This window comes from Rhodococcus sp. 3258, assembly GCF_031456475.1.
In the GTDB taxonomy this organism is placed as follows: Bacteria; Actinomycetota; Actinomycetes; order Mycobacteriales; family Mycobacteriaceae; genus Rhodococcoides; species Rhodococcoides fascians.
Map to the genome: position 1 here is coordinate 223,145 of NZ_JAVDUT010000005.1, position 21,298 is coordinate 244,442.

Below are 21,298 nucleotides of genomic sequence, written 5' to 3' on the forward strand. Positions count from 1 at the left end.
ATCGCGGACCCGAAACGAGCGGCTCGAGCCCTGGTGAGAGCCGCATTCCACCCGTCCGGCGTTGTGTGTTGTTACAAGACGGGCAATTTGTTCGAAAAGGGTCGGTTTTCGACTGTTGCGAACGCGGAGTTCATGGTTCACTTGACGCGGTCGCAGCTTCTGTGTTCGTTCTACGCTTCGCAGGATCTTATGTTGCGGGCGCGGTACTGGGAGAGCTCGTCCATCAGGGGGAATCCTGAGGGGGATTCGTACAAGTGCAGCGGTCGGAACCGGCCCGATGGATCGAAAGTGCGCTCCATCGAATCCGGTGTTAGAAAGAGAAGGAAAAGCATGGCACAGGGAACTGTGAAGTGGTTCAACGCCGAAAAGGGCTTTGGATTCATCGCACCAGAAGACGGCTCCGCTGACGTTTTCGTTCACTACTCCGAGATCCAGGGCAGCGGCTTCCGCACCCTCGAGGAGAACCAGCGCGTCGAGTTCGAGGTCGGCCAGGGCACCAAGGGTCCTCAGGCAACGGGCGTTCGCGCAGTCTGATTCTTTTCTCTTCGGAGACGAGAACCTTCATCCCCCTTTCTCGATCGGCCGTGAAAAGCCGTTCGAGAAAGGGGGATGTTTCGTTCGTGGCGAACCACCAGGAAGCGTCGAAAGCAGTGTCTGCCGGTGTCGATGTCCTAATGTCCATGCTGTGAACCAGCTGTCCTTCTTCTCTGCCGAGTCGTTGCCGCCCGCGGTGACCGATCTCAGCGGACTGCTGGCTGCCACCGGCCATGTCGTCACGTCCTCGGGAGCGGCGCGTATCTCCGTCGTCGTCGACGCGCAGTGGCGGGCCGATGCCATTGCCGAGTTGATCGAACAATGTGGTTTGTCGGCAGAGCTGGGACGGTCCGAAGAAGACCGTCCTCTCGTCCGCACCGCGTCGGTTCCGGAACTGTCCGCGTTGGCGTCGTTGTGGACCAAGGGCGCGGTGAAGGCCGTGCCTCCCGGGTGGGTGCCCGGTTCTCGGGAGTTGCGGGCATGGGTGCTCGCGTCGGGGCGTCCCGAGGCGGAGGGGGAACGCTACGTACTCGGCCTCGATCCGCACGCGCCGGAGACTCATGCGGTCCTCGCTCAATCGTTGATGCGCGCGGGCATCGCGCCGACTCTGATCGGCACCCGCGGGTCCAATCCTGGCCTTCGAATCACCGGCCGACGTCGGCTGTTGCGCCTCACCGAGAACGTCGGCGAGGCTCCTGCGAATGTGGACGCACGTACCAATTGGCCCCACGCTGAGTAGGAAGATGAATGACTGATCTGCGAGTATTTGCTCGACGTATGTCAGTCTGTTAGGAGTGGGGCAGGCAAATCTGCTTGTGAAAACGCACTAGGGAAGGTTCGGCAGCAAGGTGGCAGCACGTAACAACGGCTCGGGGGACAGCTCCGCCGAGCCGCGTCGTCTGGTCATCGTCGAGTCTCCGACCAAGGCCAAAAAGATCGCTCCCTACCTCGGGAGCAACTATGTCGTCGAGGCCTCGGTCGGCCATATCCGCGACCTTCCTCGTGGTGCTGCCGACGTGCCCGCCAAATACAAGGGCGAGCCGTGGGCACGTCTGGGCGTGGACGTCGACCACGACTTCGAGGCCCTCTACGTCGTCTCGCCCGAGAAGAAGGGCAAGGTCGCAGAGCTCAAAAGCCTGCTCAAGGACGCCGACGAGCTGTATCTCGCCACTGACCCCGACCGCGAGGGCGAGGCCATCGCCTGGCATCTCCTCGAGACCCTGAACCCCAAAGTCCCGGTTCGACGCATGGTCTTCCACGAGATCACCAAGCCGGCGATCCTCGCGGCCGCCGCCGATACTCGCGACCTCGACCAAGACCTCGTCGACGCACAGGAAACCCGCCGCATCCTCGACCGTCTCTACGGCTACGAGGTCAGCCCGGTGCTGTGGAAGAAGGTCATGCCGAAGCTGTCGGCAGGCCGTGTGCAGTCCGTGGCCACCCGCATCATCGTCCAGCGTGAGCGCGAGCGGATGGCGTTCCGTAGCGCCGAGTACTGGGATATTTCTGCCACCCTCGACGCCGGGGCCGAGGCGAGCCCGCGCAGTTTCGGAGCTCGGCTGGTCAACGTCGACGGCAATCGCGTCGCCGCCGGCCGCGACTTCGGTCCCGACGGCAAGCTCAAGACCGAGTCGGTCACCGTTCTCGACGAACCGCATGCCCGACGCCTCGCCGACGCTCTCGAAGGCGTCGACCTCACCGTCGCGTCCGCCGAGGACAAGCCGTACACGCGCAAGCCGTACCCGCCGTTCATGACGTCGACGCTGCAGCAGGAGGCCGGCCGCAAGCTGCGGTTCAGTTCCGAGCGGACCATGCGCGTCGCGCAGCGTCTGTACGAGAACGGCTACATCACCTACATGCGTACCGACTCGACGTCGCTGTCCGCGTCTGCGGTCTCCGCGGCACGGGCGCAGGCGACCGAGCTGTACGGCCCGGAGTACGTGCACCCCACTCCGCGGCAGTACACCCGCAAGGTCAAGAACGCGCAGGAGGCGCACGAGGCCATCCGCCCCTCGGGTGACGTGTTCCAGACTCCCGGTCAGCTGCATTCGGCTCTACAGACCGACGAGTTCCGGCTCTACGAGCTGATCTGGCAGCGCACGGTGGCGTCGCAGATGGCAGATCTGCGCGGCACCACGCTGACCCTGCGCATCACCGGAACCGCCGGTACCGGCGAGGAGTGCACGTTCTCCGCGTCGGGTCGGACCATCACGTTCGCGGGCTTCCTCAAGGCCTACGTCGAGAGCGTCGACGACGAGGCAGGCGGTCAGACCGACGACGCCGAGTCGCGTCTGCCCGCGTTGAAGGCCGGCCAGGCGGTGACGGCCACCAAGCTCGATCCCGACGGTCACACCACCAACCCGCCGGCTCGATTCACCGAGGCGTCGCTGATCAAGACGCTCGAAGAGTTGGGAATCGGTCGGCCGTCGACGTATTCGTCGATCATCAAGACGATCCTCGACCGCGGTTACGTCTACAAGCGTGGCAGCGCTCTCGTGCCGTCGTGGGTGGCGTTCTCGGTGATTGCGTTGTTGGAAGCGCACTTCGGACGTCTGGTGGACTTCGACTTCACCGCCGGCATGGAAGACGATCTCGACGCGATCGCGGGAGGTCGTGAGCGGCGCGGAGATTGGCTGCAGAGCTTCTACTTCGGCGGCGAGACCGGTGCCGAGGGTTCGGTGGCGCGCTCGGGTGGCCTGAAGAAGATGGTGGGCCAGAACCTCGAAGACATCGATGCGCGCACCATCAACTCGATTCGTCTGTTCGACGACTCCGAGGGGCGCGAAATCCATGTGCGCGTGGGCCGTTACGGTCCGTACCTCGAGCGCATGGTCAAGAACGACGACGATCCGGACGGCGATCCGATCAGCCAGCGCGCCAACCTGCCCGACGACTTGCCGCCGGACGAGCTGACGATCGATTTCGCCGAAAAGCTGTTCGCCACACCACAAGAGGGCCGCAAGCTCGGTGTGGATCCGCTGACCGGTCACGACATCGTGGCGAAGGAAGGCCGTTTCGGGCCCTACGTCACCGAGATCCTGCCCGAGCCGGAACCTGAACCCACGCCCCCCGAGCCCGACATCGTCCCGGTGCCGTCCGGCAACGACGGTGATGGCGGCGGTGGCGTCAAGACTGCGGTGAAGAAGGCCGCGGCCAAGAAGGCACCGGCAAAGAAGGCTGCAGCGAAGAAGGCCACCGGCCCCAAGCCGCGGACCGGTTCGTTGCTCAAGTCGATGGATCTGGCGACGATCACGCTCGAGGACGCGCTCAAGCTGCTGTCGTTGCCACGCGTCGTCGGTGTCGATCCCGAGTCCAAGGAAGAGATCACCGCGCAGAACGGCCGCTACGGCCCGTATCTGAAGAAGGGCACCGACTCTCGCTCGCTCGCCGACGAGGATCAGATGTTCACGGTCAGTCTCGAAGAGGCTCTGAAGATTTACGCCGAGCCCAAGCGTCGGGGCCGTCAGGGCGAGGCCAAGCCGCCGCTGCGGGAACTGGGCGTCGACCCGATCAGTGAGAAGCCGATGGTGATCAAGGACGGTCGATTCGGGCCGTACGTCACCGACGGCGAGACCAACGCAAGTCTGCGCAAGGACGACGAGGTCGAGACGATCACCGACGATCGCGCGTCGGAGTTGTTGGCGGACAGGCGTGCTCGTGGCCCGGTGAAGAAGAAGGCTCCGGCGAAGAAGGCCGCTGCGAAGAAGGCTCCGGCCAAGAAGGCTGCTGCGAAGAAGGCTCCGGCCAAGAAGGCTGCAGCCAAGAAGACCGCCACGAAGACGACGGCGGCCAAGACGACGACGAAGAAGGCTGCTGCCAAGAAGGCACCGGCGAAGAAGACCGACGGCGAGTAGCTCGCGAACTCGAAGTTGTGGATGGAATCGGCAGCGATCACGTCCACAGCTTCGAGTTCGGCACTGTCCGGGAACAGTGCGCCGGGACTAGTCGGTCCCAACCGTTAGGGTTGCCAGCATGGCGGGTGTGTTCGATCGTTTGGTCGGTCAGGAAGATGTCGAGGCCGATCTGACGGCTGCAGCAGTGGCTGCTCGTACGGGCGTCGACTCGTCGGCGATGACGCATTCGTGGCTCTTCACCGGCCCTCCCGGGTCCGGGCGTTCCATCGCCGCCCTGTGCTTCGCTGCGGCGTTGCAGTGCACCACCGAGGGCACTCCGGGGTGCGGATACTGTCAGGCGTGCTCGACGACGATGGCAGGCACTCACGGCGATGTGCGACGCGTCATCCCGGAGGGTCTGAGCATCAGCACCAAGGAGATGCGAGACATCGTCTCGGTCGCGTCGCGTCGGCCGAGCACCGGTCTGTGGCAGGTGGTCGTCGTCGAGGATGCCGATCGACTCACCGAGGGTGCCGGAAACGTACTGCTCAAGGTCGTCGAGGAGCCGCCCGCTCGGACGGTGTTTCTGTTGTGCGCTCCGTCGGTCGATCCGCAGGACATCTCGGTGACGCTGCGCTCGCGCTGCCGGCACGTCTCGTTGGTGACGCCCACGGTGCCGGCCATCGCGCAGGTGCTGCAGACCCGCGACAAGCTCGACGCCGAGACGGCGGAATGGGCCGCGTCGATCAGCGGCGGCCATGTGGGCAGAGCACGCCGACTCGCGACCGACGAGGACGCGCGGGCGCGACGCAAGCGGGCACTTGCCCTGGCGTCGGCTGCTGCTCGCCCCAATCAGGCGTACCTCGCAGCCGAGGAACTGGTGAAGGCCGCCGAGGACGAGGCCAAGGAAATGAGTGCCACTCGTGACGAGGCCGAGACCGAGGAGTTGCGCACGGCCCTCGGAGCCGGAGGCACAGGTAAGGGCGCTGCCGGAGCATTGCGCGGCTCGGCGGGCGTGCTCAAGGACCTGGAGAAGCGGCAGAAGTCTCGCGCCACCAGAACCGGCCGCGACTCGCTGGATCGGGCGTTGATGGACCTGGTGGGCCTGTACCGCGACGCGCTCGCACGTTCGTACGGCTCGACCGCGACGGCCACGCACCCCGACATGGCCGAGCAGGTCGAGCGAATGGCGAAAGCCGTGCCGCCCGAGGCTCTGCTGAAAAGCATCGAGGCGATCCTCGAATGCCGAGAGTCGTTGGCTGTCAACGCAAAACCCAAATTTGCGATCTATGCGATGGTCGCGACGCTCGGGGATGTCCTGCGCTAGCTCTGTATTTTCCGTCGGGCCCGTGAGGCGCGAAGATTGGCGACATTGCCGCACGTCTTCACGTCGTGCCAGACGCCGCTGTTGTTGCGGGAGCGGTCGTAGAAGGCAGATCCACATGCCTCGTTCTTGCATCGCTTGAGTCGTCGCCACGTGTCCGCTTGTTGAGCGAGAAGCACTTCGGACCAGATCGTCGACACGATGTAGTCGGTCCCGGTGCCGGTCGGCATCAGTCGTACGGTGCCGTCGCCGCCCGGTAGAAGTTCCGCTCGGACGGCCGGACGCGTGGGCAGGTCGCCGGCAATGGCCGCTTCGACATCCGAGCGCAGAGCCCGCAGCGTGGCCGCATCGTCGTCCGACAGCGCGGTCTCCCACACGAGCGATGCTGCCTTCCCGTCCGCTAGGAGGTCGGGGAGGCCGTACGCGTCGATGGCTCGCGTGTTGAGCAGATTCTGAACCACCTGCAGTCCGTCGGGTGCCGGTGCGAGGTGAAAGCGCTCCGTCGGCGACTGTGACATAAGTGAACAGTATTTGACTATGTCGAACTGGTCAACTACTACTGACAGAGTCAAAAGCAATTAACCTCTGTCGTAAGGGTGAGTTCGATGGTGTCTGTTTCGGGAGCAACGGTATTGGTGACCGGCGGTCAGCGCGGTCTGGGCAAGGCGACAGTCGACGCATTGCTCGAGCGTGGGGCAACGAAGGTGTACGCGACTGCGAGGAGCCCACGAGAGGACTCGGATCCTCGGGTGGTGCCCGTTGCTCTCGATGTCACCGACGCGGATTCCGTTGCCGCACTTGCCGATATCGCGTCCGATGTGTCGATCGTCTTCAACAACGCCGGCGCTCCCGGAACGACACCGTTGCTGACGACGTCGATCGATGAGGTTCGCGCGGTGTTCGAGACCAATGTCTTCGGCGCGCTGCGAATCGCGCAAGAGTTCGCTCCGATACTGAAGGCAAACGGCGGCGGGGCGTTGGTCGACATTCACTCGGTGCTGTCGTGGCTCGGCGGTGCAGGTGCCTACGGGGCATCGAAGGCGGCGATTTGGTCGGCCACCAACTCGCTCCGGCTCGAGCTCGCACCGCAGGGAACCCTCGTTGTCGGGGTGCATCTCGGGTACACCGACACCGACATGATCGCCGAACTCGACGTCCCGAAGAACGACCCGCGCGACGTGGTGCGCCAGGTGCTCGACGCCCTGGAGGCCGGGGAGACCGAAGTGCTCGCCGACGACCTGACCAGGCACGTCAAGACGATCCTCAGCGGGCCTGCGGAAGGACTCGGCCTCGCGGGCTGACCGTCAGGGAGGGCGATTTTCGTTTCGACCCGATGCTCCGTTAGACTCACCAACGCCGAAAGGCACGCCGCCTTAGCTCAGTCGGTAGAGCATTTCACTCGTAATGAAAAGGTCAAGAGTTCGATTCTCTTAGGCGGCTCAGACTCAGCCCCTCACCGATACAAATCTGTGAGGGGCTTTTTCGTATCCCGCTCCGGTGAGCGTCGGACTCGTCAGCCTCGCGGACCCCGCGACATCCATCACCGAACGAACAGGAACACCCACATGATCGACGCCGTCATTTTCACCAACTACTCCGACACCGAAACCCCCGTCCGAATCAGCACCATCGACGGACACCAGCATGTCGGCAAGATCGGGGCCGTGGACAACAACGATGACGACGGTGGCTTCATCACCGTCGCCCTCACCGAAGTCCCCACAGGGTCTCCCTACGTCACCGTCGTCATCGCTGTCGACGCGATCACCGCCATCGAAAGCTGAACCGCAGACACCCTGACCTTCCGCACCACCGTCGACGGGCACACTGGACGAGGTGTTCGCCTCCCTCGCCCCGGCCCGTCGTCGCCTCGCGTACGTCGTACTCGCTCTCGTCCTGATCGGGCTCGTCGTGGCCGTGGCGGTCTTCGTCGCATCGCGGTCCACGAACGACCCTGTCGCAAGCGTCGACCAGTCCGTTCCCGGCCCGGTGCTGCTGGTACCCGGGTTCGGCGGATCCACCGATGCTCTCGAGGTACTCGCGGCGGAACTACGGGAGAACGGCCGCGACGCCACCGTCGTGGCCCTGCCCGATGGTGGCGTCGGTGACCTGACCGCACAGGCGCAGACACTGCGCGACGCCGTCGACGCGGCACTGACTCGGACGGGAGCGACCTCGGTCGACGTCGTCGGGTACTCCGCCGGCGGGGTGGTGGCCCGGATCTGGGCTGCCGATCTGGGCGGTGCCGAGCAGGCCCGACGCATCGTGACCCTCGGCTCCCCACACCACGGCACCCAGGTGGCGGGGCTGGCTGCCCAGGTCCTACCCGACCGGTGCCCGATCGCCTGCCAACAGCTGGCCCCGGACAGCTCCGTGCTGGCCGGCTTGAACTCGGGCGACGAGACGCCGGACGGGCCGCAGTGTGTGTCGATCTGGACCGAACTGGATCAGGTGGTGACCCCGCCGAACTCGGCCCAACTCGACGGCGCGATCGACATCCCCGTCCAGAGCGTGTGCGCGGACTCGACCGTCGACCACGGAAACCTGCCCCGTGATCCTCTCGTCGGCGCGATGGTCTCGGCCCAGTTGGACGGCAGCTCTACCGTCGAGCTCGGCGCAGCCGACTGCAGCCGTCTCAGCTCGTGATGTCCTTGGTCGTGAAATTCGCCCACGAGGCCCCCAGGAGCACGACGACGTAGACGCCCTGCAGACCGACGCCGCGCACCAGGTCCCGCGTCGGCACCGGGTCGCGGAAGAGATCGACGAAGGCCAGCCAGTACCGCGTCGGAAGGTACGGCGCGATGGCGTCGGCGGCGTCCAGCGTCAGCAGTAGCGAGCTGGCGATGAGGAAGGCCAACGCGCCCAGCGTCGCCGCGAGTGGCGAGTCGGTCAGGGTCGAGAGGAACAGGCCCATGGCAGCAACTCCGAGCATCGACAGGGTCACGTAGAGCACGGCGATGACAGTGCGCACGGCGACCTGTTCGTCCGTCAGTACCGTGCCGGACACGCTCGACACTCCGGCCAACGACGTGGTGGCGAACAGCGTCGTGCCGACGAAGTATGCGACAGCAGCCACGATGACCACGGCCAGCAGCACGAACGCAGCCACCGAGATCAGCTTCGCGACCAACAGCTTCGTTCGTCCCACCGGGCGGGCCAGCAGGTAGCGGAGGGTGCCGGCCTGGGCCTCCCCGGCGACGGAATCGCCGGCGATGACCGACACCGCGACGGGCAGGAACAGCGGGAGCACGATGGCGAGAGCGGCGAGTGGGAAGAGCTGGCCGTTCGTGGTCACCGCGGACAGGAAGGCAGGGCCGTCGCCGGGACGCGGACCGACGTCGGTGAGGGCCAGCAAGCCCGCGACGATGGTCGGCAGCAGGTTCAGCAGGAGAATGACGACCCAGGTGCGGGGTCGGCGAAGCATCGCGCGCAGTTCGACGCCGATCATGCGGTCACCTCCGATCGGACGGAACCGTCGCGAGGGCCAGCGGGACCGTCGACTCGGTCCGAGCTGGCACCGGTGACCGCCAGCACCGACTGCTCGAGGCTCATCTGCTGCGGGCTCAACTCGCTCACCCGGACTCCGCCTTCGACGAGCAGTCGATTGAGCAGGGCCGGATCAGGGTGTTCGATCACGAGCTGTTGCCCGTCGCGCTCGAGCACGGTGGCGTCCTCCACATCGGACAGGACCGTCACCGCGTCGGCGGGGTCGGGGGTACGCACGAGCACTCGGCCGGTGGGTTGTTGGAATGCAGAGAGCTGATCCTGCAGAACGAGGCGACCTTGATCGAGTACTCCCACTCGGTCGCACAATTGCTCCACTTCGGCCAGCAGGTGGCTCGAGAGGAACACGGTTGTGCCCCGGGAATGCAAGTCCAGCAACAACTCTCGAATCTCGAGGATCCCCTGTGGATCGAGGCCATTGGTCGGCTCGTCGAGTATCAGCAGCTCGGGGGTACGCATGAGGGCCGCGGCCAAACCGAGGCGTTGCCGCATGCCGAGAGAGTACTGCTTGACCGGCCTGCGTCCGACCCCGGCGAGGCCCACCTGCTCGAGGGCCTCGCCGACGCGGGCGGTCCGGGTGCGCCGAGAACCACCGGGGCCGGCCGCGTCGAGCAGGGTGAGGTTCCGGCGCCCGGAAAGATTGGGGTAGGCGGCGGGGTTCTCGATCAGCGCACCCACCCGCGGCAGCACGCTCCTGCGTCGTCGGGGCATCTCCTCGCCGAGCACCTGCATCTGCCCGGAGGTGGCCAGGACCAGCCCGAGCAGCATCCGCACGGTCGTCGTCTTGCCGGAGCCGTTCGCGCCCACGAAGCCGTAGATGTCGCCGGCGCGCACGTCGAGGTCGACGCCGTCGACGGCCCGCACCGATCCGTAACGCTTGGTGAGGCCGGTCGTGCGGATCATGTGGCTGCTCCTTCGAGCTGCTGGGCGGCGGTGGCCAAGGTTTCTGCGGTGACGGTGCCGGAGAGCAGATATCGGCGGCGGTCTCCGGCGGGCTCGGTGATCAGGACGTTCAGCGGTCCGATCGACAGCGCCACGCTGTCGCCGGTCACGACCGCGCCGGGAGCGGCCCGCAACTGGTCGACGAGCCCGCGCGCGGCGCGACGCGGCAGCGGAGCGGCGATCAGCTCGGTCACTCCGCGGCCGTATATCCCGACGGATCCCGGTTCGTCGCGGTCCCGCAGATCCAGTCCGGACAGAGTCGACGGAAGACGGGGAGAGTCGATCCCGTCGGCGAACGAGGCGATGTCGAGACCGTCCTGCTGCTGCACATCGGTTCCCGGGGGCGGGACGAATCGGACGGTGTCGGCGTCAGGCATCTCGGGTGAGAAGTCCAGGAACGCGGTGCTGACGACAGGGCGAGCGGCCCCGCCGGCGAGCACGTCGACCTGCAGCGGCAGCCCGCTGTCGGGGTCGGCCCACACGTCGACCTCGGTGATGGTGCTCTGCGGCTCGGCGGGGACGAGCCGCAGGCCAGGAGCGTCCCGGCCGGCAATTCGGCGGGTCGGCAGCCGGGTGACCTCGTCGGTGGTCGCCTCACTGAGCAGCCGCTGCCCGAGCTCCGGCGGCAGCAGATCGGCCTCGCGCGGCAGACGCAGGCTCGGTTCGGGGACCGGGTTTGCCACAGCCGTGTTCTGCTCGTAGTCCCATCTCCACAGCAGAGCCGGGGACCGGTAGAGACCGCGTTCACCGGCCAGGCGGACGGTGTCGACGCGAAAGCTGTCCGGGGCGCGGTACCAGGCGCGCAGGGTCGTGGTGTCGCCCAACAGATCCGGTAGGCCGCCGAGTCCGTCGGTGACCGGCAGGGTGACGCCGCCGACGGCCTGGGCGTAGCCCGAATACGGTGCTGCGGTGGAGGACTGGACCCGAGACAGCAGTTCCGCCGCACCGATGTCCGACGCGGCGACGGGCAGGCGCTCGATCACCGAGGGCGTGGCGACGAGCACGGCGATGCCGAGCACCACCGCCAACCACCGCCACTGTCCACGCACCTCATCGACCGTACGGACGTAGCCGATGTGCCGCATGTGCGTGGTACAGAACTCGCGGCTAGCGGACGAGCACGAACTCCGCGAGACCGTAACTCACACCGTTGATCTGGAGCTCGATCGAGTGCGGGCCGGGGTAGTACGTGCGTGTGGTCAACGTTCTGAACGAGTGTCGGCGCGCAACCTCGATGCTCTCTCCGGGCGCGATCGTCTTGGTCGTCAGCTTGAACGTTTTCCCTGTCACTCCGCCGTTCGCCTTGGTGTGGTGCACGACGTAGTCGATCGCGATCTGTGCGGGCTCGACGCCGACGTTGCGAATTTTCGCGGTGAACTGCATGCTGTCGCCGATCTGCAGCTCGGCCACGTCCACGGCGGGGCCCGTCACCTCGAGGTCGGCCGGGGCGAAACCCAGTAACGCGAGCGCGTCGGTGTTCCCCTTCTTGATCACCGTCCGAAGCGCATGGCGCGCAAGCCGGTCTGTGTTGGCGTCCGGCTCGCCCAGCCACCGCGCCGCGGTCCCGACGACGACATCCGGGATGTCTCGGCTGAAGTCGTTGAGATGGTTGGCAACCGACCTCCGAACGTAGTCGCTGTCGTCTCGGTACAGCCTGTCCAGAATCGGCACGGTCACGCCGGGGCGCGCAAGTATTTCGGGCACTCTCACCGACCACGGCAAGTACGGTCGAGTGCCTTCCGACGCGAGGCGGCGAACGTGTTCGTCCGGTGATTGCGTCCACTCGGCCGCGATGGCGAGAGCCCGATCCAGATCGGTTCGGAGAAAGGTCCGGATGGCGAATTCGGAGGTCAGTCGGCCGGTGAGCTCGGCGAGCAATGACATCCCGTCGTCGAACGCGGTCGCAGTTCGCTCGTCGACGGCTTTCGATGCGACAGCACTCGTCACGGGCCAGACCGACCAGCCTCGAAAGTCGGGATCCGCAGCGGCCAGTCGGATGGTCCGAGCGAACTGGGCGTAGTCGCCCGGCAGCCCTGTCAGTAGCGCGTCACGCAGCAGGTCGGCGCGGGCTCGGAGTGCGAGTGGGCCCAACCCGTCCGACGACTCTCGAAGCGACGACAGATCCGCGTTCGGAGCAGCCGTACGAATGGTCCGAAACAGCGTGTGGGCTGCGTCCGGACCGAGTAGTTCATCGGCGAAGGGCATGAGAGCTTCTTACCCGACGCATCGCGTTCGTTCGGCGGCGGACCGAAGGTACGGATTATCCGGCGAAACGCCCGATTCTCGGCTGCCCGAACGGCAGCAGTGTAAAAAGAACTGCGATAACCTTCGCGAAACACAATGTGCTGAAACGCTGGTCAATGCGGGTCTTCGATGGTGAAGTACCGAATTCCGGTCCCGGTCCGATCATTCTGTGCAACGCGCTACGAACCTGGGGGGGTCGCATCGTGCTCGTCGTCGACTCGAACCGACTCGTGAGCCCGGTGTACCGAGCCGATGAGCGATCGCGGTGAGCGGGTGGCTCTGGGTGGTGATCCTCAACGGGATCACCGCTGCTGCGTACTCGGGGATCGTGCTGTTCATCGTCCGAGGGCTGTTGCGAACCGGGCAGTTTCGCGCCAACCGGCTCGCGGTCGCCACCGCCGCGATCTTCACGACGTGTGCCGCCCACCACTTGATCCATGCGTGGCATCTGACGGCCGGGCTCGGCACTCACACATCGCATCTCGGTACCGATTCCGGCATGGGAACCCTGGACGCGATGCGGGAGTCGATGGGCGGGACCGTCGATGTGATGGTGACGGCCTCGACGGCACTCGCCGGCGTCGTCTACCTGGGGATGCGCCGCTTCTACGGACCGTTGCTCCGCTCACCTGCGATGTTCGACGACGCGAGCGAGGCCCGGTATCGGCAGCTGGCGGCGAACCTCCCGCACACGTCGGTGCTGGTCGTCGATCGCGACCTGCGATTCATACTCGTCGAAGGTGCCGGACTGCTGGCGGAAGGATACGACCCGCGGCGGATGGAGGGGCAGCTGCTGCAAGACACTGTGCCGCCGGAGGTCTATGCCCGGCTGAAGCCGTTCTACACAGCGGCCATCGATGGGGAGGAATCGTCCTTCGACTCCGTGGGTTCCCGGACGGGTGCGATCTTCGCCGTGAAGACCAGACCTCTGCGCGATGACACAGGTCGAATCGTCGGCGCGATGGTGCTGTCCGAGGACGTCACCGCCGAGCGCGAGGCGCGCGCCGAGCTCGAGCAGGCGCGCGCGTTCCGTGATGCGGTGCTGACGGCATCGCCTGACGTCACCATCGTCACCGATGTCGAGACCAGGACCGTGAAGTGGGCCTCGCGCAACGTCAGGTCATTGTTGACCGGGCCGAACCAGGACGGCTCACCCGGCGACACCGCCGCCCCCGAGGACGGGTTGGAGTCGGTGGTGTCCCAGGACATCGACGTCGTCCGGGCAGCGGACCGGGACGCTGCCTCCCTGCCGGATGGGGAGAGCGTCAGCATCCGGTACCGGGTGCGTGCGGCGGACGGCTCGCTGAGGTGGCTTTCGCGGCGCACGCACCCGGTACCGACATGGACCGGCGGGTTCAGCGGCGGAGGTGCTCTCGGTGGTGCGGGAGGTGACCGATGTCGTCGAAGCCGAGCGCGCTCTCGAGCGTGCAGCCCTGCAAGATCCGTTGACGGGCCTGCCCAACCGTATGAAGCTGCTGGAGCGAATCGGATCGGCGATCGAGCGGGGTGCGCGCACCGGCGCTGCCGCGGCGGTGCTGTTCTGCGATCTGGACGGGTTCAAACGGATCAACGACACCGGTGGCCATGCGGCCGGAGACGCCGTGCTGGTCGAGGTCGCTCGCCGCTTGCGCTCGGTGCTGCGAGCCGAGGACTCGATCGCCCGCGTCGGCGGCGACGAGTTCGTTCTGGTCCTCGATGCGTTGCCTGCGGAGAACGGGACAGGCAAGCCTGCGGGCGGCGCGCTTGCCGCACAGGTCGCCGAACGAATCCGGACGGTACTCGCAGCGCCCATCGCGTACGGAGGCCGTGAGTACGTGGTGTCGGCAAGCGTCGGGATGGTGTTGGTCCGCCGGGGCGTCAGTGCTCAGGAAGCGCTGCGCGATGCGGACTCCGCGATGTACCGGGCGAAGCAATTGGGCAAGGACCGAATCGAACTGTTCGACGACGCGCTGCGGGTGCACGCGATCGAGCGTGCGTACATCGAACAGACCCTGAGGGACGCGCTCGATCCTGATCGCGGCGGTTCCGCGACATTCGGTGTGGCCTACCAACCGGTCTACGATCTCGGCAGTCGGCGACTCGTCAGTTCGAGGCGCTCGCTCGCCTGCGGGACAGCACGGGCACAGCGATTTCACCCGACAGATTCATCCCGGTGGCCGAGGACACGGGGCTCATTTCCGATCTGGGTGAGCGCGTGCTCGACGACGCTCTCGGCACCCTCGCGCGGTGGAAATCCGAGAACCCGCCTACCTCCGCGTCCGACGAGCCCGTCACGATGGCCGTGAATCTCAGTGCCCGACAGGCTCAACACGTCGACATTTGTGCGGCAGTGGAAACAGCCCTCGAGCGGCATCGAATGGCTCCGGGGGACCTCGTTCTCGAGCTCACCGAGTCCGTGTTGCTCGATTCCGGCTCGTCGGTCCTGCGTCAGCTCGGCGAATTACGCACGCTGGGTGTGGGAATCGCCATCGACGACTTCGGAACGGGCTTCGCGAGCCTGCGATACCTCGCTACGCTGCCGGTGAGCGCTGTGAAGATAGACCGGTCCTTCACGTCCAGCATGACCAGTGACGCGACGAGCAGCAGCATTGTCGGCGCAATCATAAACTTGGCCCGCGATCTGAAACTGGGCTGCGTGGTCGAGGGCATCGAAACTCTCGATCAACTCGAGGCGTTGCCCAATTCTGTTCAGGGACAGGGCTATCTGCTGGGCAGACCTGCCGAGATCGCGTCGGATACGTGGAACTCCTGAGCGTCACCGCGGTGTTGCCGAGGCCCGTCGAGCCAGGGTTGCCACTCCCAGTAGAAGTACCAGCACTAAGGCCGCAAGTCCGGTCATGGCTGCGGTTGCGGACATCGAGAGGGTGGCGATTCCGATTCCCACGGCCGGAATGCCCAGGCCGAGGTATGCGATCAGGAACAGTCCGGCCAAGGCCTCGCTTCGTTCGGCCGGTGCCGCCATCGCGGCGACGGCTCCCACTGCGGCCTTGAACAGGACGCCCGCCCCGATTCCGGCCACGACGCCGCCGACCAAGAATGTCGGCAGGCTCAGGGTGTGCATTCCGACCACCAACGCGATCAGACCGAGGGCCTCGGCCGAGATGCCGAGTGAGAGTTTCGCTGTACGCGACATGCGACTGGTCATCGTCTGCGCGAGCGCTGCCGTGCCGAACACTGCGAACACGGTGGCTCCGCTGAGGGCGCGGGACGGGTGGTCGAGTGTGCCCGCCACGAATCCCGGTGCCACCGAGGTGAACACGCCGAACACTGCGAACGACGCGAAACCGGCTGCGGCCGCGGCGAAGTACCCGCCGCGATCACCGTGATCGGCACTGATTCGCTGCGGGCGATAGGCGGGCCGCTCAGGCATTTCGGCCACGGTCTCGGGTACCAGCGCGACACCGACGGCAGCGACGACGATCAGTACCGCGAACACCAGATACGGGGTGTGCAGGGGAGCCGCGACGAACTGCGCCAGGAACCCGGCTACCAACGGCCCGACGCCGAGTCCGCCGATGTTCGCTGCGGTGGAGACCTTCTCGAATCGCTGGCCGGACGCGGTCGGCCGGTGCGTGGAATGCAGCTCGTGCAGGTAGGCCGTGGCGGTCGCGGTGAGTGCTCCGACGCCGAGTCCGGTGATGAGCCGTGCGACGAGCAGTAGAGGAAGTGCAGTGCCGCTGAGGAACATGACCGCAGCCACCAATTCGAGCAGCAACGCGGCGATCAAGACCTTCTTCCGGCCCACCCAGTCAGAGACATGGCCTGCCAGAACAAGACTGACGATCACGCCGACGGCGTAGGCCGCGAACACGATCGTGACCATGAACGTCGAGAAGCCGTCACGCACCTGATAGAGCGGGTACAGCGGGCTGGGCACGGTGGAGAACGCCATCGCGGTGAGGAATGCCGCCGCAACCACCCAGAAGCCGACGCCGTGTCGACGAGTCGAGGTCGGTGAGTGAGTCTGTGCCGGCGGAGCGGCGGGCAGGGTGTCGTGGGACATGTCGTTCTCCGATGTCGGTGTTGTTCGTTCGGATACGACTGTCCTCGGACTCGACGATCACGTCCAACGAAGAAAAACGCTGACAACTATCTCGATATGCGATCATCGACGGATGGAGCTGCGGCACCTCGAATACTTCGTCGCGGTCAGTGAAGAACAGAACTTCACCCGTGCCGCTGCCCGTCTGCATATCGTTCAATCTGCGGTTTCGGCGGCGATCAAGTCCCTCGAACGAGAACTGGGTGCATCGCTGCTCGATCGCAACTCCAAGCGTGTCCTGCTGACCGAGGCCGGTCGGGCTCTGCTTCCCCGTGCTCGGGTCGTCCTCGATGCCGCTCGCGATGCCCGTGATGCGGTCGACGACGTTCGAGGCGGCCTGCGCGGCACCGTCAGAATCGGCACGTTGACCTCCATCAAGCTGATCGACCTTCCCGGTCTACTGGGCGAGTACCACCGCCGGTTTCCGCACGTCCAGCTCATCACCGGCGCAGCGCCGTCGGGCACCCAGGGGCTACTCGAATCGGTGGCGGACGGTCGACTGGATCTCGCGTTCGTCTCCGACTCCGGCCGACGGCCCGCCGGGATCGACGTGCGAGAACTCGCGTCGTCGGTATTGGATCTGGTGCTCCCGTCGGACCACCCCCTGGCCGAACGAGAATCCCTGACGCTGGACGACATTGCACCGTACGACTTCATCGATTCGCCGATCGGCTTCGGAAATCGCGCCGTAGCCGACCGCGCGTTCGCCGACGCGGGATTGCAGCGACGCGTGAGCATCGAAATCACCGATATCTCCACCGGCGTTGCCTACGTCCGCAACGGCCTCGGGATATCGCTGCTACCCCGGTTCGTCCTGACCGAGCGGAGCGGTGTGGTCGTCACCACGGTGTCGAAAGTAGATCTCACGTGGCCGCTCGCGGTTGCGACCTCGTCGACTCGCGCTCCGAGCGCGGCGGTACGTGCCCTGCTGGGCGTGCTCGACGAATTTCTCGCCTGAGCTGCGGTAACCGGGAAGCATTGCACGCTGCGACGCGTTGAACACGAGTAATGGATGATCTTCTGGTTGCCCCCACTCGACTCTGGACACCCTCGCGTGTCCTGGTCACCAAGTCTGCGTCCGAGCTACCGCACACCGCGGAAATTCTCCGTCGGTGCGAAGCAGCAGGCGTCGCCGACATCGACATTCTGTCCGGTGACCGCCTCACCGGACTGCGTGGTGAGTCCGAGCGCGAGACCTACGCACGAGCCAAGACGACGATGGCCGTGGTGGTCGCGCCGCCGAGTGTGCTGAAACCGCAACCGATTCCGCCGAGCGCGGACTGGCGGATCGACCTGGCCAAGGGGTGCCCGGCGCATTGCCAGTACTGCTATCTCGCCGGCTCGTTGTCCGGTCCGCCGATCACCAGGGTCTTCGCCAACCTCGACGACGTGTTGGCCGGTATCGGCACTCATGCAGGCCGCGGTTCCATCACCTCCGGCACCGATGAGCGCGGGCACGAAGGCACCACATTCGAGTTATCCTGCTACACCGATCCTTTGGGGATCGAACATGTGACGGGCTCTCTTGCCGAGGCCGTTCGCGGAGTGGGCGCGGGCGTGTACGGCGACGACGTGTCGCTGCGTTTCACCACCAAGTTCGACGACGTCCGCGAGTTGGTGACGCTCGACCACGGCCGCCGAACGCGAGTTCGGCTGTCGGTCAACGCCGATGACATCGCTCACCGCTTCGAGGGCGGCACGGCACGTATGCCGGCTCGGATAGAAGCTCTGCGGCAGTTGGCACTGGCCGGTTACCGAGTGGGGTTGACGATCGCGCCGATCATGCCGATCCCGCAGTGGCGCGAGCAGTACGGTCGATTGCTCGCGAATGTCGCCGACGCGTTGCGCGATGTGCCCGATCTCGATCTGACCGCCGAAATCATCACTCACCGCTTCACGCCGTCGAGCAAGGATGTGTTGTTGAGCTGGTATCCGGGAACGAAACTGGAGATGGACGAGGGCGCGCGCACAGCGAAGAGAAACAAGTTCGGTGGCGTGAAATACGTCTATCCGAAGGACACGATGGCCGAGATGCGCAGCTGGTTCGTCGACGAACTTCGCGACGTTCTGCCCGACGCGCAGCTGCTGTACTGGACGTGAACCGTCACAGGGCATCGAATCGGTCTCGCGCTCGGTCGATGTCGTCCATGTGCGTGGTTGCCCACGCCAGCAGGACGTCGACGGGAGTTCGGAGCGTTTTGCCCAGGGGAGTGATTCGATATTCCACCGCCACCGGGCGGGTGCTCAGCACCGTGCGTTCGATGATTCCGTTGCGTTCGAGCTTGCGCAGCGTTGCGGTGAGGGACTTCTGAGTCACCTCGGGAATCCCGCGGCGGAGATCGTTGAATCGGCAGGGGCGCTCGCACAATTCGTTGAGTACTTGCAGCGACCATTTGTCCAGCACCTGATCCAACAGTTCGCGGTGCGGGGCAGTGATCGTGAGTTCTGCGGTGCCGTCGGCGGTATCGGTCATGAAACCAGGTTCCCTTGAAGTGTCCTTTGTGTACCAGGTATCAACGTTATACCTGAATTTCTACGACGAAGGACCAACCATGAGCGTCACTCGATTCACCCCGCCCGGAATGATGCAACCCACCCCGTATCACCACGTGGCGGTGGGTCAGGGTTCTCGACACATCCACGTCAGCGGTCAGATCGCCCGGAACGAGGACGGGTCGGCCATCGATACCGACGACCTCGCCGGTCAGGTTGCGCAGGCGCTGCGCAAGACCGCGATCGGATTGACCGGTGCAGGAGCAACATTCGAGGACGTACTGCGGCTGACGTTCTACGTCACGCACTGGGCTCCCGAGCTGATCGGTGAGTTCATGGACGGCGTCACGCGTGTCGCCGACCAGATCGGACTGCCGACTCCTATGCCGCCGGCGTCGCTGATCGGAGTGGATTACCTCTTCGAACCGGACGTGCGGGTCGAGGTGGAAGCAACCGCGATTCTGGACTGAATCCGCGGATAGGCCGGTGACTTCTCGGCGGTGCAGAGGTCGAAACCGGCAAACCCACCCGACCTCTGGAGTGACATGGCGATTCTGACCTACAACCTGCATGTTTCCCTCGACGGCTACATCGAGGATCCCGACGGCAGCCTCGACTACTCGATGCCCGACGAGGAATCGCATCGGTTCTCGAATCGACAGACCGTGGAGACGAGCGTCTTTCTGTTCGGACGGCGGCTGTACGAGGCCATGGAGGACTACTGGACCGACCCGGAACGGGCGGCCGGCGACCCCGTCGAAGCCGAATTCGCCGAGCTGTACCAGGCAACTCCCCGGGTGGTCTTCTCGGACACCCTCACTTCCGTGCCCGACGGTTGCCGGCTGGTCCGTAGTGCCGACGCCGTAGCGGAGGTGGAGCGAATGAAACGGGAGACCGAGGGCACGTTGGCCGTCGCCGGCGCGTCGTTGGCCGCATCGTTGTTCGACTCGATCGACCAGTTCGAGCTCATTGTCGTCCCGACCATCCTGGGTGGTGGCAAGCCGTACTTCCCCGCGGGGCACCGACTGAACCTGGTGCTGGAAGAGCAAAGGCACTTCCCCACGTCGGGCTGGATGTATCTGCGGTACAGGGTGGTTCGGTAAGCAGACCTGTCGTCCGGCCCGATCGCGCAGAATGGGCTCATGACATCCGGTGATCGTCGTCAGTGGTGGACCTTGCCCGCGCACCAGCGGTGGCTCGACACAGAATCGGCTCGGCTCCTCCGGTTCGGTAGCTCGCTCGAGCATCCTGCCGGGGGAGCGGCGTGGTTGAACGACCGCGGACATCCGGACCTGAGCCATCCGGCCCTGACCTACATCACTGCTCGGATGGCGCACGTGCATTTCCTGGCCTCGATGCAGGGGTATCCGGGGTCTCGTAGGAAAGCCGATCGAGTGTTCGACGGTCTACTGACGACGTTGCGGGACAGCACGAACGGCGGGTGGTTCGAGTCCAGCGCCGACGCCTCGTCTCCCGATGCGACGAAGACGGCCTACACGCACGCCTTCGTAGTGTTGGCTGCAGCCGCAGCCGCAGCGGCGGGACACCCCAGTGGACGGGGGCTTCTCGACGAAGCCCTCGAGGTCGTGGATCGGCGATTCTGGGACGAGAACCACGGCATGTGCGCAGACACCTGGAATGCGAGCTGGACCGCGCTCGACGGTTATCGCGGAATCAACGCCAACATGCACATGGTCGAGGCGCTGCTGGCGGCGGCCGATGCGGGTGCGCCCGAGGTCTGGCGAAGCAGGGCAGTACGCATCTGCGACAACGTGATCGGCTGGTCACAGGCGAACGAGAATCGCATTCCCGAGCATTTCACTGCGGAATGGCAGCCGATGCTCGAGTACAACAGCGGCGACACAGCAAACCAGTTCAAGCCGTACGGAGCAACGGTGGGGCACGGTTTCGAGTGGGCGCGGCTGCTCGTGCAGGCGAGTCTCGTGGCCGATAGCCCTGGTGGCCACGATTACGTTGCCGCCGCCGCGTCGCTGTATCACCGCGCGGCGCAGGACGGCTGGCAACCCGGCCCGTCGCCTGGCTTCGTCTACACCACCGACTGGACTGGGCGACCGGTAGTGAGAGAGCGTCTGCACTGGGTGTTGTGCGAGGCGATCGCGGCCGCCGCGACACTGGGTCGTCGGACCGGAGAAGACCGCTACGACAACGACTATCGCACCTGGTGGGACATTGCCGCCGACTCCTTCATCGACCTCGTCGACGGCTCCTGGCATCACGAACTCGACGCGGACAACAGGCCCGCAGCCACGGTGTGGAGTGGCAAACCCGACCTGTACCACGCTGTGCAGGCAACATGGATCAGCCGAGGTGTGAACAGCTCGAGTATGGTGGCGGCGCTGCTGGCGGCCTGAGTGGCCGCAT

The 21,298-nt window shown here is 65.4% G+C and carries 21 protein-coding genes, 1 tRNA gene and 2 pseudogenes; 16 read left to right on the forward strand and 8 right to left on the reverse strand.

The genetic code is table 11. From position 1 onward, the window contains the following. The first annotated feature begins 330 nt into the window (after positions 1 to 330). The 4 genes from J2X62_RS17220 to J2X62_RS17235 all read left to right on the forward strand — a co-directional run bounded on the left by J2X62_RS17220 (position 331) and on the right by J2X62_RS17235 (position 5,694). On the forward strand, positions 331 to 534 hold the full coding sequence (locus J2X62_RS17220; RefSeq protein ID WP_005248460.1) for a cold-shock protein: 204 nt from the start codon (positions 331 to 333) through the stop codon (positions 532 to 534). Positions 535 to 685: 151 nt separating this feature from the next. Further along, positions 686 to 1,273, forward strand: coding sequence for a hypothetical protein (locus J2X62_RS17225; RefSeq protein ID WP_027494470.1), 588 nt, complete (start codon positions 686 to 688; stop codon positions 1,271 to 1,273). A 109-nt stretch (positions 1,274 to 1,382) separates the two neighbouring features. Then, entirely contained in the window at positions 1,383 to 4,388 is a 3,006-nt protein-coding gene (gene topA / locus J2X62_RS17230) for a type I DNA topoisomerase (protein WP_027494469.1), read from the forward strand. Between the two features lie 118 nt (positions 4,389 to 4,506). Continuing rightward, a complete protein-coding gene (locus tag J2X62_RS17235; protein WP_310182184.1) occupies positions 4,507 to 5,694 on the forward strand; it encodes a DNA polymerase III subunit delta' in 1,188 nt (395 codons plus the stop codon). Here the strand turns inward: J2X62_RS17235 and J2X62_RS17240 are convergent. Beyond that, a complete protein-coding gene (locus J2X62_RS17240) occupies positions 5,691 to 6,209 on the reverse strand; it encodes a CGNR zinc finger domain-containing protein (protein WP_310182185.1) in 519 nt (172 codons plus the stop codon). The genes J2X62_RS17235 and J2X62_RS17240 overlap by 4 nt on opposite strands. An 87-nt stretch (positions 6,210 to 6,296) precedes the next feature. Here J2X62_RS17240 and J2X62_RS17245 point away from each other — a divergent pair, with 87 nt between their 5' ends. The 4 genes from J2X62_RS17245 (at position 6,297) to J2X62_RS17260 (ending at position 8,337) form a co-directional block, all read left to right on the forward strand. Continuing rightward, a complete protein-coding gene (locus J2X62_RS17245; protein WP_222072407.1) occupies positions 6,297 to 6,992 on the forward strand; it encodes an SDR family oxidoreductase in 696 nt (231 codons plus the stop codon). 66 nt (positions 6,993 to 7,058) lie between these two features. Beyond that, positions 7,059 to 7,131 (forward strand) — tRNA-Thr (locus J2X62_RS17250). Positions 7,132 to 7,256: 125 nt separating this feature from the next. Continuing rightward, entirely contained in the window at positions 7,257 to 7,475 is a 219-nt protein-coding gene (locus J2X62_RS17255; protein WP_027494450.1) for a hypothetical protein, read from the forward strand. 52 nt (positions 7,476 to 7,527) lie between these two features. Next, entirely contained in the window at positions 7,528 to 8,337 is an 810-nt protein-coding gene (locus tag J2X62_RS17260; RefSeq protein ID WP_310182187.1) for an alpha/beta fold hydrolase, read from the forward strand. Here J2X62_RS17260 and J2X62_RS17265 read toward each other — a convergent pair. The 4 genes from J2X62_RS17265 to J2X62_RS17280 are packed head-to-tail and all read right to left on the reverse strand — an operon-like array spanning position 8,327 to position 12,342. Then, a complete protein-coding gene (locus J2X62_RS17265; protein ID WP_310182188.1) occupies positions 8,327 to 9,139 on the reverse strand; it encodes an ABC transporter permease in 813 nt (270 codons plus the stop codon). The two genes, J2X62_RS17260 and J2X62_RS17265, sit on opposite strands and share 11 nt — an antisense overlap. After that, positions 9,136 to 10,098: an ABC transporter ATP-binding protein gene (locus J2X62_RS17270; RefSeq protein ID WP_310182189.1), complete on the reverse strand. Its 963-nt coding sequence runs from the start codon at positions 10,096 to 10,098 to the stop codon at positions 9,136 to 9,138. Before J2X62_RS17270 ends, J2X62_RS17265 begins: the two co-directional genes overlap by 4 nt. Then, positions 10,095 to 11,186: a hypothetical protein gene (locus J2X62_RS17275; RefSeq protein ID WP_310182191.1), complete on the reverse strand. Its 1,092-nt coding sequence runs from the start codon at positions 11,184 to 11,186 to the stop codon at positions 10,095 to 10,097. Before J2X62_RS17275 ends, J2X62_RS17270 begins: the two co-directional genes overlap by 4 nt. A 58-nt stretch (positions 11,187 to 11,244) precedes the next feature. Further along, positions 11,245 to 12,342 (reverse strand): DNA alkylation repair protein, encoded by a 1,098-nt coding sequence (locus tag J2X62_RS17280; RefSeq protein ID WP_310182193.1) that lies wholly within the window; start codon positions 12,340 to 12,342, stop codon positions 11,245 to 11,247. A gap of 673 nt (positions 12,343 to 13,015) precedes the next feature. Here J2X62_RS17280 and J2X62_RS25470 point away from each other — a divergent pair. Beyond that, positions 13,016 to 13,333, forward strand: a pseudogene (locus J2X62_RS25470) (PAS domain-containing protein); the annotation flags it as partial. Here J2X62_RS25470 and J2X62_RS17285 read toward each other — a convergent pair. Further along, positions 13,222 to 13,707, reverse strand: a complete 486-nt coding sequence (locus tag J2X62_RS17285; RefSeq protein WP_310182194.1) for a hypothetical protein — start codon at positions 13,705 to 13,707, stop codon at positions 13,222 to 13,224. The pseudogene J2X62_RS25470 and the gene J2X62_RS17285 overlap by 112 nt on opposite strands. Before the next feature lie 62 nt (positions 13,708 to 13,769). Here J2X62_RS17285 and J2X62_RS17290 point away from each other — a divergent pair. After that, positions 13,770 to 14,306: pseudogene (locus J2X62_RS17290) on the forward strand (diguanylate cyclase domain-containing protein); the annotation flags it as partial. A 179-nt stretch (positions 14,307 to 14,485) separates the two neighbouring features. After that, positions 14,486 to 15,133, forward strand: a complete 648-nt coding sequence (locus J2X62_RS17295; protein ID WP_310182461.1) for an EAL domain-containing protein — start codon at positions 14,486 to 14,488, stop codon at positions 15,131 to 15,133. A 3-nt stretch (positions 15,134 to 15,136) separates the two neighbouring features. Here the strand turns inward: J2X62_RS17295 and J2X62_RS17300 are convergent, their stop codons facing one another. Next, positions 15,137 to 16,384 carry an MFS transporter gene (locus tag J2X62_RS17300; RefSeq protein ID WP_032391310.1) on the reverse strand — a complete coding sequence of 416 codons (1,248 nt, stop codon included), beginning with the start codon at positions 16,382 to 16,384 and terminating at the stop codon, positions 15,137 to 15,139. A 112-nt stretch (positions 16,385 to 16,496) separates the two neighbouring features. On the opposite strand from J2X62_RS17300, the gene J2X62_RS17305 reads away from it, so the two are divergent. Together J2X62_RS17305 and J2X62_RS17310 are read left to right on the forward strand one after the other, a co-directional pair. Further along, the gene (locus J2X62_RS17305) at positions 16,497 to 17,381 is read left to right on the forward strand and encodes a LysR family transcriptional regulator (RefSeq protein ID WP_032373818.1); all 885 of its coding nucleotides are present in this window, start codon (positions 16,497 to 16,499) and stop codon (positions 17,379 to 17,381) included. Between the two features lie 50 nt (positions 17,382 to 17,431). After that, positions 17,432 to 18,523, forward strand: a complete 1,092-nt coding sequence (locus tag J2X62_RS17310) for a spore photoproduct lyase family protein (RefSeq protein WP_310182196.1) — start codon at positions 17,432 to 17,434, stop codon at positions 18,521 to 18,523. Between the two features lie 4 nt (positions 18,524 to 18,527). Here J2X62_RS17310 and J2X62_RS17315 read toward each other — a convergent pair whose 3' ends face one another. Beyond that, the gene (locus tag J2X62_RS17315; protein ID WP_032364524.1) at positions 18,528 to 18,896 is read right to left on the reverse strand and encodes a helix-turn-helix domain-containing protein; all 369 of its coding nucleotides are present in this window, start codon (positions 18,894 to 18,896) and stop codon (positions 18,528 to 18,530) included. Positions 18,897 to 18,975: 79 nt separating this feature from the next. Here J2X62_RS17315 and J2X62_RS17320 point away from each other — a divergent pair, with 79 nt between their 5' ends. From J2X62_RS17320 to J2X62_RS17330, 3 genes are all read left to right on the forward strand, one after another. Then, positions 18,976 to 19,386, forward strand: a complete 411-nt coding sequence (locus J2X62_RS17320; RefSeq protein ID WP_310182198.1) for a RidA family protein — start codon at positions 18,976 to 18,978, stop codon at positions 19,384 to 19,386. 75 nt (positions 19,387 to 19,461) lie between these two features. Beyond that, positions 19,462 to 20,019, forward strand: a complete 558-nt coding sequence (locus tag J2X62_RS17325; RefSeq protein WP_032388252.1) for a dihydrofolate reductase family protein — start codon at positions 19,462 to 19,464, stop codon at positions 20,017 to 20,019. 39 nt (positions 20,020 to 20,058) lie between these two features. Next, the gene (locus tag J2X62_RS17330) at positions 20,059 to 21,288 is read left to right on the forward strand and encodes an AGE family epimerase/isomerase (RefSeq protein WP_027494439.1); all 1,230 of its coding nucleotides are present in this window, start codon (positions 20,059 to 20,061) and stop codon (positions 21,286 to 21,288) included. Positions 21,289 to 21,298 lie beyond the last annotated feature (10 nt).